Source organism: Paenibacillus sp. S29, assembly GCF_049319765.1.
Lineage (GTDB): Bacteria > Bacillota > Bacilli > Paenibacillales > Paenibacillaceae > Paenibacillus > Paenibacillus polymyxa_B.
In genome coordinates, this window is sequence record NZ_JBMOUI010000001.1 from 1 (window position 1) to 13,770 (window position 13,770).

Annotated in this window: 10 protein-coding genes and 1 rRNA gene; 2 read left to right on the forward strand and 9 right to left on the reverse strand. The window is 45.0% G+C overall.

Annotated features, from left to right (window positions below):
* From ACL9RM_RS00005 to gyrA, 3 genes are all read right to left on the reverse strand, one after another.
* Positions 1–561: ribosomal RNA gene (locus ACL9RM_RS00005) — 16S ribosomal RNA — on the reverse strand; the annotation flags it as partial.
* A gap of 320 nt (positions 562–881) precedes the next feature.
* Positions 882–1,970: an HD-GYP domain-containing protein gene (locus tag ACL9RM_RS00010; protein WP_061830448.1), complete on the reverse strand. Its 1,089-nt coding sequence runs from the start codon at positions 1,968–1,970 to the stop codon at positions 882–884.
* Positions 1,971–2,185: 215 nt separating this feature from the next.
* Complete coding sequence (gene gyrA / locus ACL9RM_RS00015; RefSeq protein WP_061830447.1) at positions 2,186–4,750, reverse strand: DNA gyrase subunit A; 2,565 nt, start codon at positions 4,748–4,750, stop codon at positions 2,186–2,188.
* A 465-nt stretch (positions 4,751–5,215) separates the two neighbouring features.
* Here gyrA and ACL9RM_RS00020 point away from each other — a divergent pair, with 465 nt between their 5' ends.
* Positions 5,216–6,043 (forward strand): YheC/YheD family protein, encoded by an 828-nt coding sequence (locus tag ACL9RM_RS00020; RefSeq protein WP_061830446.1) that lies wholly within the window; start codon positions 5,216–5,218, stop codon positions 6,041–6,043.
* A 140-nt stretch (positions 6,044–6,183) separates the two neighbouring features.
* Here ACL9RM_RS00020 and gyrB read toward each other — a convergent pair whose 3' ends face one another.
* From gyrB to dnaA, 6 genes are all read right to left on the reverse strand, one after another.
* The gene (gyrB, locus tag ACL9RM_RS00025) at positions 6,184–8,094 is read right to left on the reverse strand and encodes a DNA topoisomerase (ATP-hydrolyzing) subunit B (RefSeq protein ID WP_061830445.1); all 1,911 of its coding nucleotides are present in this window, start codon (positions 8,092–8,094) and stop codon (positions 6,184–6,186) included.
* Between the two features lie 30 nt (positions 8,095–8,124).
* Positions 8,125–8,376, reverse strand: a complete 252-nt coding sequence (remB, locus tag ACL9RM_RS00030; protein WP_007433255.1) for an extracellular matrix regulator RemB — start codon at positions 8,374–8,376, stop codon at positions 8,125–8,127.
* 16 nt (positions 8,377–8,392) lie between these two features.
* Positions 8,393–9,508, reverse strand: a complete 1,116-nt coding sequence (gene recF, locus ACL9RM_RS00035; protein ID WP_013308098.1) for a DNA replication/repair protein RecF — start codon at positions 9,506–9,508, stop codon at positions 8,393–8,395.
* Between the two features lie 54 nt (positions 9,509–9,562).
* Positions 9,563–9,781 (reverse strand): S4 domain-containing protein YaaA, encoded by a 219-nt coding sequence (yaaA, locus tag ACL9RM_RS00040; RefSeq protein WP_023986416.1) that lies wholly within the window; start codon positions 9,779–9,781, stop codon positions 9,563–9,565.
* 47 nt (positions 9,782–9,828) lie between these two features.
* A complete protein-coding gene (dnaN, locus tag ACL9RM_RS00045; protein ID WP_250267097.1) occupies positions 9,829–10,971 on the reverse strand; it encodes a DNA polymerase III subunit beta in 1,143 nt (380 codons plus the stop codon).
* 186 nt (positions 10,972–11,157) lie between these two features.
* Complete coding sequence (gene dnaA / locus ACL9RM_RS00050; RefSeq protein WP_103049703.1) at positions 11,158–12,504, reverse strand: chromosomal replication initiator protein DnaA; 1,347 nt, start codon at positions 12,502–12,504, stop codon at positions 11,158–11,160.
* A 1,073-nt stretch (positions 12,505–13,577) separates the two neighbouring features.
* On the opposite strand from dnaA, the gene rpmH reads away from it, so the two are divergent.
* Positions 13,578–13,712, forward strand: coding sequence for a 50S ribosomal protein L34 (rpmH, locus tag ACL9RM_RS00055; protein ID WP_007433250.1), 135 nt, complete (start codon positions 13,578–13,580; stop codon positions 13,710–13,712).
* Positions 13,713–13,770: the final 58 nt, after the last annotated feature.

Here is a 13,770-nt window from a genome sequence, read left to right on the forward strand (position 1 = left end):
ACGCTTGCCCCCTACGTATTACCGCGGCTGCTGGCACGTAGTTAGCCGGGGCTTTCTTCTCAGGTACCGTCACTCTTGTAGCAGTTACTCTACAAGACGTTCTTCCCTGGCAACAGAGCTTTACGATCCGAAAACCTTCATCACTCACGCGGCGTTGCTCCGTCAGGCTTTCGCCCATTGCGGAAGATTCCCTACTGCTGCCTCCCGTAGGAGTCTGGGCCGTGTCTCAGTCCCAGTGTGGCCGATCACCCTCTCAGGTCGGCTACGCATCGTCGCCTTGGTAGGCCTTTACCCCACCAACTAGCTAATGCGCCGCAGGCCCATCCACAAGTGACAGATTGCTCCGTCTTTCCTCCTTCTCCCATGCAGGAAAAGGATGTATCGGGTATTAGCTACCGTTTCCGGTAGTTATCCCTGTCTTGTGGGCAGGTTGCCTACGTGTTACTCACCCGTCCGCCGCTAGGTTGTTTAGAAGCAAGCTTCTAAACAACCCCGCTCGACTTGCATGTATTAGGCACGCCGCCAGCGTTCGTCCTGAGCCAGGATCAAACTCTCCATTAAAGACCAACCGAAGTTAGTTTATAGAAAGAGCGATAAGCTCATGTTGAAACTGACGAGATAAAAATATCTCTTGTTTGATTTTGCAAGCAAAATCGTTTTACTCACTCGTTGTTCAGTTTTCAAAGATCAAACATTCATTGTCCGCCTCGGCGTTTCTTTCAACCCCTCAGCAACTTTCATAGTGTATCATATTTCCTAGAGTTATGTCAACACTTTTTTTTCAAAAGTGTTTTTCGCTCTTTTTGATAACACTTGAAGCGACAAGAAATAATATATCATACTTTCTTTATATTGTGCAACTGTTTTTTTTAAATACTTAGTTAAGTAACAATACACTCGATATAAAGCTCTCTTTGCAGCATTAAGTTAATGATTTCCCCATCTACTTGAATCAACGGACGAGTCGGATGATCTCGATCAGCAAATATAATTTCCCCTGTACGGTTATCATTGAGGCGCACCTTGGTTCCATTATTGAATTGGGTTAGCTTATGAATAAAAACTTGTACGACACTTGGGTCCAGCTTTCCAAATGATTCTGACTTGATTTGCTCCAGAACCAGATACGGTGATTGGGCAGGCCGGTATGTTTTCTCTAGAGTCATAGCATGGAACACATCAGCTACTCCAACGATTTTAGCGTAGATGTGGATTTGTTCCCCTTTAAGACGCAGTGGATATCCAGTACCGTCCACTTTCTCATGATGCTGAAGAGCTGCCAAACGCACACCTTCGTTAATGGCTTTCACATTTTTAAGCAGCTGGTATCCTAGTGATGTATGACTACGTATTTCTTCTTGCTCTTCCCACGTTAGTTTGGAGGGCTTGTACAGAATGGCCGGGTCCATTTTAGCGTTCCCTATGTCATGAAGCAATCCAGCAAAAGCCACCTGCATCCAATCCTTTTGAGGTAATCCGATCCATTGTGCAATGGAGTAGGAAGTAAGGGAGGTTAGCACGGCGTTGTGAAAAATATAGTCCACTTCGATCATGGCAGGCGGAGTATAGGTCATTACATTATAGCGCTGAATGTGCACCAGTAAGGACTCCAATTGTCCTCGCAGTTCATATATAGATAAATTAGAGACGAGTACCGATTGAAATGCGTTCTTAACGAGCATCACCATTTTGTCATACTCATCCTGAAATTGTTCAGATTCATCTCGCCCATCTAACGAAGGACCTTGCGATTCAGATATTCCAGATCGAACAGTCGTAGACTCGCCACTGGATTTTGTAAGATCATCCGTTCCTACCTCAACTTGCTGGATCAGGAACGCCTGTAAAATCTCCAAGTCACGCGGTAGCAGAATGCGCCCTTTTGGTAGCAGCAAGCTGCCCATTTCTGTAAATACATCGCTTTGCAATCTAAGTCCTGCTTTTAATTCGGGTACGGGTACAGTTGTCATGGTCAACCTCTCTGTTCTCACAACAGCTGCTCCAGCTGCCAGTTATGATGTCATTATATTACTTGGGATTGATCCTGTACATTCATTTTATGCCATTTAAAGCATACTTGTCTGAATTCGTTAGCCAGAAAAAGAAAAAGGCTCCCCGACCAAATAGTCAGAGAGTCTCTTCCATCTAAAATTTAATAACTAATGTTGTTTCCATATGCAGGCTCTTATTCGCCCTCAGAAGATTCTGGGTCGTTACCTTCCGTATCTTCTGTATTCATTTCGAGAGTTGGTTCAACAGATGATAGAGAGGAGCCCTCTCCAGCTTCCCCATCCTCTAATAATTCTTCAAGCAGTTCATCCTGCTCCTCATTCTTGTTCGCTCGACAAACAGTTGCAACCGAATCATCATCGCGAATATTAATCAGCCTTACCCCTTGTGTATTCCGACCCATCGTGGAGATTTCCCCCATGCTAGTCCGAATCAAGGTGCCACTAGCTGTAATGATCATCAGATCCTCTTCGGTTTTTACAACCTTGAGACCGACAACCGGACCATTTTTATCCGTAACATTAATCGTCTTGATCCCCTTACCTCCACGGCTTTGGATACGATAATCCACAACAGGGGTACGCTTGCCATAACCTTTGGCCGTTACAATCAGGATATCCAGGCTGGTATCTACGATATCCATACCTATTACAGCATCACTCTCATCAAGGTTGATCCCTTTAACCCCTGTAGCGCTACGGCCCATAGACCGTACATCACTTTCAGGGAAACGGATAGACATGCCTTGTGCTGTACCAATAATCATTTCCTGCTGTCCGTCCGTCAGCTTCACTTCGATCAGGGCGTCATCTTCACGCAAGTTAATGGCAATCAAGCCACCTTTGCGGATATTTGCATAGTCGTCAAGAGGTGTCTTCTTTATAATTCCATGCTGGGTCGCAAAGAATAGATAGCTATCCTCCACAAATTCCTCGATTGGAATTACCGCATTGATCGACTCACCCTGTTCAATCTGAATCAGGTTAATAATCGGTGTCCCCCGGGCAGTCCGGCTTAGATCAGGAATCTCATAGGCCTTAATCCGATATACCTTACCCTTGTCGGTAAAGAATAACAAATGATGATGTGAATTCGTAATGAACAGATGCTCTACGAAATCCTCATCTTTGGTATCCATACCCACTACACCACGACCACCGCGTTTTTGACTGCGATAAGTAGTAACAGGAAGGCGTTTGATATATCCTGTATGGGTTACAGTAATAATAACATCTTCACGCGGAATGAGATCCTCATCCAGAATACTCTCTTCACCCACTGTAATTTCAGTGCGACGTTCATCAGCGAAACGTTCTTTAAGTTCATTCAGCTCTTCGCTAATAATATTGAGTACCAGATGCTCGTTCGCCAAAATCTCACGATATTCCGCAATCTTTTGTATTAGCTCGTTATATTCGTTCTCGATCTTCTCACGTTCCAAACCGGTTAAGCGTTGCAGACGCATATCTAGAATAGCCTGAGACTGTTCAAGAGTGAGCGAGAAACGCTCAATCAGTCCTTCACGAGCTGCTTCTGCAGTTTGGGAAGAACGAATCAAGGCAATAACTTCGTCCAGATGGTCAAGGGCAATGCGCAAGCCTTCCAGAATGTGTGCTCTAGCTTCGGCTTTTTTCAGATCAAATTCTGTCCGGCGACGAATAACCTCGACCTGATGTTTGAGATAATGATACAAGACATCCTTCAGGTTCAAAATCTTCGGTTCGTTGTTTACAATGGCAAGCATATTAATACCAAAATTCGACTGCATGGCCGTATGTTTAAACAAATTATTCAGAACGACATTCGGGTTCACGTCTCTACGCAACTCAATAACGACACGCATACCCGTACGGTCCGATTCATCCCGAAGATCCGTAATGCCTTCAATACGTTTGTCACGTACTAATTCGGCAATTTTCTCGACCAGACGAGCCTTATTCACTTGGTAAGGCAGCTCATGCACGATAATCCGTGCTTTATTGCCAATCTCTTCTATGGTGGTCTTCGCACGCATGGTCACAGATCCGCGGCCAGTCTGGTACGCCTGACGAATACCAGAGCGTCCTAAAATATAACCTGCTGTCGGGAAATCCGGCCCTTGAATATAATCCATAAGTTCCATCGGCGTAATGTCAGGATTTTCGATTAGTGCTTGTACACCATCGATAACCTCTCCCAAGTTATGCGGAGGAATATTGGTAGCCATCCCGACTGCAATTCCGCCGACGCCATTTACCAGCAAGTTAGGATAACGTGCAGGTAATACAACGGGCTCGCTCTCTTCACCATCGTAGTTCGGCATAAAATCAACGGTCTCTTTGTTCAAATCACGTAGCATTTCCATGGCAATCTTGGACAACCGTGCTTCGGTGTAACGCATCGCAGCCGCCATATCTCCATCCACGGAGCCAAAGTTACCGTGTCCATCCACCAACATATAACGCAAGGAAAAATCCTGCGCCATCCGCACCATCGTATCATATACAGCCGTATCACCATGAGGGTGATATTTACCGATAACTTCGCCGACAATTCTTGCCGATTTTTTGTAAGGCTTATCTGGCGACATGCCTAGCTCGGACATCGCATACAAAATACGACGGTGTACCGGCTTCAGTCCGTCCCGCACATCAGGCAAGGCACGGCTAACAATAATACTCATGGCATAATCCATAAAGGATTCGCGCATTTCCACTCCGATATCCCTATTGATGATTTGCGAGTTATTTTGATCCGCCATGCTGGTCCTCCTTCTTATCCTTCAATACAATGCTCTCTATGTGAAAAGCCTAACAAGATACTGCCTATACACTCCGCTCTCTGCGCAGGATTTTGGCTGAAATCCTCATCTGTGTAATTATATTACTTTCACAAAAAGAGCACAATTAAACGCATCTGTCCTCTTTACAGCGTAAATCCCTCGTCATTCTCTTTCTGCGAGTAGCAGATTGCTATCTCTTGTACAACTCACAAGCCCTGATTATAACAAATTCCCCAGAGCTGGGGATTAGCCCCCACCCTAAGGGCCTTTTCCACATACAATACGTATACGGTCAGGGTTCACTTAGCAAAATTCCGAAAAACGCCGTATTTCTCTATTATATCATTGTTTTACGCGCTTGTCCTTTAGTTTCCCTTGTTTTGTCAAAGTGTTGCGGATTCCAAGTACATGACTCATATTTCGAAAAGAAAGGGATGAGATTACTTGTCTATTCAGCGAGTATCCAGTAAGTGGACCAAAACAAATGCCATTCTCCCCAATCCGACATTGGCCGCTTATGTACCGGAAACACGGTTGTACACATTTGATCACTTGAACGAAATGTTAGCTGTGTATGGTACTGTCTATATTAAGCCGGATAACGGTACTTATGGAAAAGGGGTTATGCGGGCAGAGAGGCTGACAGAGCCGCTTCCACCGACAGAAGAAGGAATTATCGAAGAGAGAACTTGGTATGTGCTTCGCTATGAAGTAGATACCTTCACCTTCGAAAGTCTAGAAGATCTGCATAAAGTGGTTTCTTCCCGCATACGAAAACGTCCATATCTGATCCAGCGTGGAATTCCACTTCTTCAGCATGAAGCACGCCCTTTCGATCTGAGGGTATTAACCCAGATGAATTTGAGACACCAATGGGAAACAACGCTTATTGTAGGACGCGTAGCTGCTCCTGACAAAGTCGTCACCAATCATCACAGCGGTGGGACAACGCGCTTTTTCAATGAGCTAGTCGCTCCATACATGGATGTAAAGGAAGCTGTACGACTGGAGCAAAAATTATCAAAAATGGGCGAACGGGTAGCCTGGCAGTTGCAAAAAAAATACCCACGTTTAAGGGAAATTGGATTAGATGTGGGACTGGATCAACAAAATTATCCGTGGATTCTGGAGGTTAATACGAGACCAGCAATTAAGGTGTTCTCTTCCCTTCCCAACAAAAGCCTCTATCATAAAATATTCAGATATGCAGTAGGCTACGGCCGGTACTCTTCATCCACGGGTAAAACCATACGCTCTAAGAAAAAAGCCTAAAACAATGAGTTCAAATATTCAAATACACCCGGGCTGGTTAATGAGAAGAAAAGGGACGCCCATTTGGGCGCCCCTTGGAACTCCTACAAAATACTACCTAATGAGCACGTAAAACAGCCACTAGGAAGGAACATCACACATTAAAAATCAAGATTTTTCACGTACTTCGCATGTTCTTGGATAAAGTCACGACGGGGTTCTACATTATCACCCATCAAGGTATTGAACAGTGTATCAGCCAGCATCGCGTCACTGACAGTTACCTGAAGCATAGTACGACTCTCAGGGTCCATTGTAGTTTCCCAAAGTTGGGTCGCATTCATCTCACCCAAACCTTTATAGCGCTGTACATTGTATTTCGCGTTTTCTCCAAATTCCCTGATGATCTCATCACGTTCCGCCTCGGAGTTCGCATAACGTACAACTTTGTTACGCTCCACTTTGAATAGTGGTGGCTGAGCTATATAAATATAGCCTGCATCAATGATTTTACGCATGTACCGATAGAAGAACGTCAGCAACAACGTACGAATATGGGCACCATCGACATCCGCATCTGTCATGATAATGACCTTGTGATAACGGGCTTTGGCGATGTCAAAGTCGTCTCCGATCCCTGTACCCATTGCTGTTACCATCGACCGGATTTCATCACTGGACAAAATACGGTCCAAGCGTGCCTTTTCAACATTCAGGATTTTACCGCGAATCGGCAAAATAGCTTGAAAGTGACGATCACGACCCTGCTTGGCCGATCCTCCTGCTGAATCACCTTCGACGATGTACAGTTCACTAATCGAAGCATCCTTAGAGGAACAATCCGCCAGTTTGCCTGGGAGCGAACTGATTTCCAGCGCACTTTTACGACGTGTAAGCTCACGCGCTTTACGCGCTGCTTCCCGGGCACGTGCTGCTTGTAAGGATTTATCAACCACCCGGCGGGAAACAGACGGATTTTCCTCTAGGAATTCCTGGAGTTTCTCTGCGAATAGGGATTCGACAATCCCCCGCACCTCGCTGTTACCAAGCTTTGTCTTGGTCTGACCCTCAAACTGTGGTTCTGGAATTTTGACGGAGATAATCGCCGTCAATCCTTCACGCACATCGTCACCGGTCAAGTTGGCGTTGTTGTCCTTAATCAAGCCATTTTTACGTGCATAATCGTTAATAATCCGGGTTAATGCACTCTTGAAACCTGATTCGTGAGTTCCGCCCTCATGGGTGTTGATGTTGTTGGCAAAAGAATAAATATTCTCGGTATAGCTGTCGTTATATTGCAATGCCACTTCGACTTGAATCATATCACGCGAGCCTTCGACATAAATCGGCTGTTCATGCAGCGCTTCTCTTTTTTGATTCAAAAATTGCACATATTCACTGATTCCGCCCTCGTAGTGAAATGTATCGCTGGCGCCCGTCCGTTCATCAGTCAAGCTGATTGCAATACCTTTGTTCAGGAAAGCCAACTCACGAATCCGCGTCTGGAGCGTATCATAGTCATATACGGTCGTTTCTGTAAAGATTTGATCGTCAGGATAAAAAGTCGTTTGGGTACCCGTCTCGTCTGTGTCACCGATGACTCTGACATCATACTGCGGAGCACCACGATGATATTCCTGCTCATACAGATGTCCGTCCCGTTTAACATGAACGATCATTTTGCTGGAGAGGGCATTTACTACGGATACACCAACCCCGTGCAGACCACCGGATACCTTGTACCCTCCGCCTCCAAATTTACCACCTGCGTGAAGCACGGTCATAACGACTTCCAGCGCAGATTTTTTCATTTTGGCGTGTTCACTTACTGGAATACCGCGACCGTTATCTGTAACGGTAATGCTATTGTCTTCGTGAACGACAACTTGAATGCTGTCACAGTAACCCGCCAGCGCTTCGTCAATGCTGTTGTCCACAACTTCCCAGACCAAATGATGGAGACCTTTGGCGCTCGTGGAGCCAATATACATCCCGGGACGTTTCCGAACCGCTTCCAGGCCCTCAAGGACCTGAATCTCGCCCGCATCATAAGACGGTTGATTCATAGACATGCCTTTCACCTACTTCTATAGATTCTATGGTTAAGCATTGGCAACAAACTGGTTTGCCCGCTTTTTGAGTGTTGTTGAGGAGATGGGGGAATAATACACCGTATTCTGAGTCACTACGATGGACTTGGCTTCCTCTTCGCCAATCATCTCGACATGCTTTTGCTGTTGGGCGTGGTTCACGTATTGCTTGGAGATTTTAGAGGATTTTTCAATCGAGATATCGAAAATAGCCACAAGCTCTGAAGAGCGGATGATTTTTTCTCCACCCAGATGAATATACATAGCGGTCACTCACTCCTTAGTGTTCCACATGCCCGTCGTGGACGTGATAAATATTGGCATCCTTGAGTCGTTCTGCGTTCAAAGTCTCAACCCCGGTTGCCGTGATAAAGGTCTGTACCTTGCTTTGGAAAGTCTCGATCAGCTGAGTCTGACGATAGGGGTCCAGCTCGGACAAAACATCATCCAGCAGCAGGACAGGATATTCACCAATTTCTTCATGAATTAACTCTATTTCGGCCAGCTTCAAGGACAGGGCCGTCGTCCGCTGCTGCCCCTGCGAGCCATACGTATGCACTTCTCTGCCGTTAATGGCAAAGGCCAAATCATCACGATGGGGTCCCGCCAAAGTCATGCCACGGCGGATTTCCTGTTCCCTCATTTGGGATAACTTTATCATAAATCGCTCCAATAAGACAGCTTCATCTTCTTCCTCTGGCTCACTGAAGGAGGGAACATAGGTTAATTTTAACTCTTCTGTCCCACCTGCAATCCCTTCATGAATGGCCTGAGCCCACTTTTGTAGCTTTGTTATAAATTGTTTCCGCTTTTTAACAATTTTAACACCATGCTCAACAAGTTGCTCATTCCATACCTCCAGCATCAGCTGTACTGAAGCCATATCCTTACCCCAAGCTTGCTTGAGCAGGTTATTTCGCTGCACCAATACTTTCTGGTATTGCTGCAAATGATACAGATATCCTGGCGCAACCTGTCCAATTTCCATGTCAAGAAACCGGCGGCGAACCCCCGGTGTTCCTTTGACGATTTCGAGATCCTCAGGTGCAAACATGACCACATTTAACGAACCAATAAAATCGCTCAGTTTTCGCTGCTCCAGTCCGTTGATCTTTGCTTTTTTGCCTTGTGTGGATAACGCGAGATCCAGTCTGATTTTCCCGTATTTTTTATCCACATCCGCAGCTAGGTGAGTGGAAGTAGCCCCGAAAGAGATTAACTCTTTGTCGCGGGACGTTCGATGACTTTTGGTTAAAGCCAGTACAAAAATCGCCTCTACCAGATTCGTTTTGCCCTGCGCATTTTGTCCGATCAGCAAATTAACGGGCCCAAATTCATTCAGCTCCAGCTGTTCATAGTTCCGGTACTGCTGCAAAACAATGTTGTTCACAAACACATAGGGTCCCCCTTGTTACTCCGTACCTAAAAGGAGTCCTTGCCACCCAGGCGATCATGCTCCTGCTGTAACTTCGAAACTTCCGTTGTCCTCTACTTCTACGGTATCACCCGGGTACAGTTTTCTTCCACGACGTTCTTCCGGTTCACCATTCACACGGACTTGTCCCTCTTGCAGCAGGGCTTTAGCCATGCCTCCTGTGGATACACAATCGGCTAATTTTAAAAATTGATCGAGCTTGATGTACTCGGTCTGTATAGATATCTGTTTCAAGGCTTGTTCATCCTTTCGCTTGTCCTCGGGTGGGTTAAAGCTAAACGTCAGTTGGTTGTGCGATATGGCAGGATGATATACAGCGCATTGCTGGAATCTGCCGGTTTTAAAATAATGGGACTCATTATGCCGGTAAAAGCAATCGTCAGCTGCTCGCTATCAATCACCTTGAGCACGTCGAGCATGTATTTGGAGTTGAACGAAATTTTGAGCGGCTCTCCCTCAAATTTGGACACAGTTACTTCCTCACGCACTTTGCCAAGCTCAGAGGAACTAGAGGAAATTTCCAAGCCGCCATTTTCCAGCGACTGCATTTTTACAATATTCGTTTTTTCCTCACGGGACAGCAAATAAGCACGGTCAATTGACTCACTTAAACTTTTTGTATCCACAATCAGTTCTGTTTTGTAGGAGGTCGGAATAATTCTAGAAGTATCAGGATAGGTGCCGTCCAAGATGCGGGAATAAAATAGCACCCGATCTACTTTGAATAATACCTGATTGTCCGCTACTACGATATCCACAAGCATATTTTGGTCTGGAATAATTCTGCTCAGCTCATTTAGCGTTTTGCCCGCAATGACAACATTGCTAAAGCGCAAGCCTTCAGACGTCTCCAAATGAGCGCTGCGGGTGGCAAGGCGGTGGCGGTCCGTTGCCACAAACTTCAGTTCTCCCTCAGCCAGATTCCACAACACGCCGGTTAAAATCGGTGTCGTTTCGTGGGTGGAAATGGAGAACACCGTCTGTTTAATCATATTTTTAAGTAAATCTCCTGGCACAGAGATGACTTGATTTTCTTCAATGTTGGGAAGCACCGGGAATTCTTCAGGGTCCAAGCCAACAATCTGAATTTCAGTTGCACCGGACGAGATAAAGGTTTGGAATTGGTCTTTTACCTCCATACGGATTTCCTGAGACGGCAACTTTTTGATAATTTCGACAAAGAATTTGGCTGGCAGTACAACACTACCGGGTTGTTCGACCTGAACGACAGCTTGGTCACCATCCTCCATCGGAATAAAGGATTGAATGGAGATATCTGTATCGCTGGCGGTCAGCGTTACTCCCTGGTGATTCACATCCAGCTTAATACCGCTCAGAATTGGAATCGTAGTCCGACTTGATATCGCTTTGGATACATGTTGTATAGCCTCGTTCAAAACGTTTTTCAGAATGCTGATCTTCATAAGTTCCTCCTACGGGTTTTAATCCTTCAAGCACGCGTTGACGCGGGCCTTATTTAGGTGATGTATATCTTTAAAATATATTAGTAATAGTAATAGGCGCACTGAATATGTGGATAAGTCACTGTAACCCTAATAAAATCAAGCCTATCCACATGTGTATAAATTGTGTATAGGCTCTGAACTTGTTCAGGTTGGATTTTTGATTTTTTCTATTAGGTTGTTGATAACTTTAAACAGATCCTGATCCACTTGAATGGATTTGGAGATTTTTTCGTGCGCATGAATGACAGTCGTATGATCACGCCCACCGAAAGCTTCGCCGATTTTCGGCAAAGAATAGTCGGTTAGCTCACGAGACAGGTACATGGCAATTTGTCGTGGAAAAGCTACAGCCTTCGTCCGCTTACGCGCTTTAAAATCCTCCAGCCGTAGATTGTAAAATTCCCCGACTTGATGCTGTATATCCTGAATCGTGATCATTTTTGGACGGCTGGACGGGATAATGTCCTTCAACGCTTCAGCCGCAAGATGACTTGTTACATCCTGATTTGTTAAGGAAGAATAGGCAACAACGCGTATTAGCGCCCCTTCCAGCTCACGGATGTTCGTATCAATTTGATTAGCGATATACATCATGGCCTCATTGGGAATATCCAGGTTTTCCGCCCGCGCCTTTTTCCGAAGAATAGCAATTCTCGTCTCCAGATCCGGCGGTTGAATATCCGTAATAAGTCCCCATTCGAAGCGAGAGCGCAGCCGTTCTTCCAGCGTTGGAATTTCTTTGGGCGGCCGATCGCTTGAGATTATAATCTGCTTGCGTTCCTCATGAAGCGCGTTGAACGTGTGAAAAAATTCCTCCTGCGTCGATTCCTTGCCCGCAATGAATTGAATATCATCAATGAGCAAAATATCAATGTTGCGATATTTATTCCGGAAACTTTCCCCGCGGTTGTCCCGGATGGCATTAATGAATTCATTCGTAAACTTCTCCGACGATAAATAAACGACCTTGCTGGTCGGATTGTGCTCCAAAATATAGTGCCCGATAGCGTGCATCAGATGCGTTTTCCCCAGCCCCACACCACCGTATAAAAACAGCGGATTGTAAGCTTTGGCCGGCGCCTCGGCGACGGCCAGCGATGCCGCATGGGCAAAACGGTTCCCCGATCCGATGACGAATGTATCGAATGTATATTTGGGATTCAGCATATGGGACACAGCTTCTTCATGAACGACCGGCTGCTGCTGAGGTTGTTGCTGAAGGTCGACCTCGGCGGGCTTGTTCTCTTCAATAACGAACTTGACCTCTAGCTGTTTGCCCAAAATTTCATAAACCGTTGCTCCGACTAGCTTGGTATAGCGGCTTTCAAGCCATTCCACGGCAAAAGTTGTCGGTGCAGAAATCACAATGGAGTGGTCATTTAGTTTCGCTGCCTTGGTAGCCTTAAACCAAGTGTCGTAACTCGGCTTACTCAGCTTGGTTTGTATAATGGATAGAATTTGCTGCCATAGTTCAGAGGTATGGCTGTCCACAGACGTCACTCCTTTTAAATCCTGACATTTTACCGAATTAAGCTGCAGAGAGCTGCTCTCGGCGCTTCGGCAAAACGCCTAAAATCCCAAAAATGTTGTTGAAGGCCATAAAAAGACATACCGCCGCCTAAATCATGCGGCAGTGTGGTGAGAGAACGCAGCACAAAATGACCCTGAAAAATAGCTAATGGAAATTCCGCTGCTGATCAGCAGAAGAGAGGCGATATTTCTCAGGAGGGAATGTGCGGCACGATCCGTTCTCTTGATCCCGCAGGCCAAAACGGGACTGCAATATGTCGAAATCAAATGAAAAATGTAGAATATATCCCCAGAATCCCAAATCCGCACAAAAATAAAAAGATGGATAAATTGAACTTGTTCACAACTTTATCCACAGGGTGTTGATAATATGGAGGGTAAAACAACATATTCACATTCAAAAGTAATATCATCATAGCAAAAGAAGCCTTGTATTTCAATGACTGGTGGTTATTTATCCACAAATTCAATCTGTTGTGTACAATTTTTATTCACAACACAAGATATTGTTTATAATTTGTTCAGTTTTCGACAATAACTCTTTTTTACTCTAAAATGTTATGCACAGGTTATGACCATTTAAATCACAATTCAGTTCTTTTTGTGGATCTGTGTATAACAGTCGTTGCCTTTTGGTCACAGAGGCTTATTTTTCTGTTGAAAATTTCCGGTAACGTTTCCGACATTATTTTTGAACGAACCCGATAACGTCGATCTGAAAATAGGATGGATTCAAGTCACAGAATGAAGGAATGTAAAAAGAGCAGTTTTTGGAGGAGTGAAAACTACCAATAGAATGCTGATGATGGAGGAGAGGCGAAAGAAATTTTTTGAAATAAGGGAATAAAAGAGCGAAGTGAGTGAGCGGGGGAAGGGGAGGAGGCTTCCTGAATGCGAAAAAGAGGGAGAGGATTCACAAGTACATTGACTTTGGCCGCTATTTGTGGTTAAATGTACAAAGGTGTTTTTTGTGGAGATTGCTATGTTAGGTATATTCCATATAAAACGTATTCCTTGTAAGGAGGTGCAGCACAATGAGACCGACTTTCAGACCGAATGTCAGCAAACGTAAAAAAGTTCACGGCTTCCGTAAAAGAATGAGCACGAAGAATGGCCGTAAAGTTTTGGCAGCTCGTCGCCAAAAAGGTAGAAAAGTATTGAGTGCGTAATGCGTGCATAAAGACCACTACGGTGGTCTTTTTTTTCATAATTGAGGTATTCAGGGAT

What these genes read in the sequence shown, in the direction of transcription:
- dnaN (WP_250267097.1), bottom strand. Translation starts at nt 10,971, where the DNA reads ATGAAGATCAGCATTCTGAAAAACGTTTTGAACGAGGCTATACAACAT.
- ACL9RM_RS00010 (WP_061830448.1), bottom strand. Translation starts at nt 1,970, where the DNA reads ATGACAACTGTACCCGTACCCGAATTAAAAGCAGGACTTAGATTGCAA.
- gyrA (WP_061830447.1), bottom strand. Translation starts at nt 4,750, where the DNA reads ATGGCGGATCAAAATAACTCGCAAATCATCAATAGGGATATCGGAGTG.
- rpmH (WP_007433250.1), top strand. Translation starts at nt 13,578, where the DNA reads ATGAGACCGACTTTCAGACCGAATGTCAGCAAACGTAAAAAAGTTCAC.
- remB (WP_007433255.1), bottom strand. Translation starts at nt 8,376, where the DNA reads ATGTATATTCATCTGGGTGGAGAAAAAATCATCCGCTCTTCAGAGCTT.
- gyrB (WP_061830445.1), bottom strand. Translation starts at nt 8,094, where the DNA reads ATGTCTATGAATCAACCGTCTTATGATGCGGGCGAGATTCAGGTCCTT.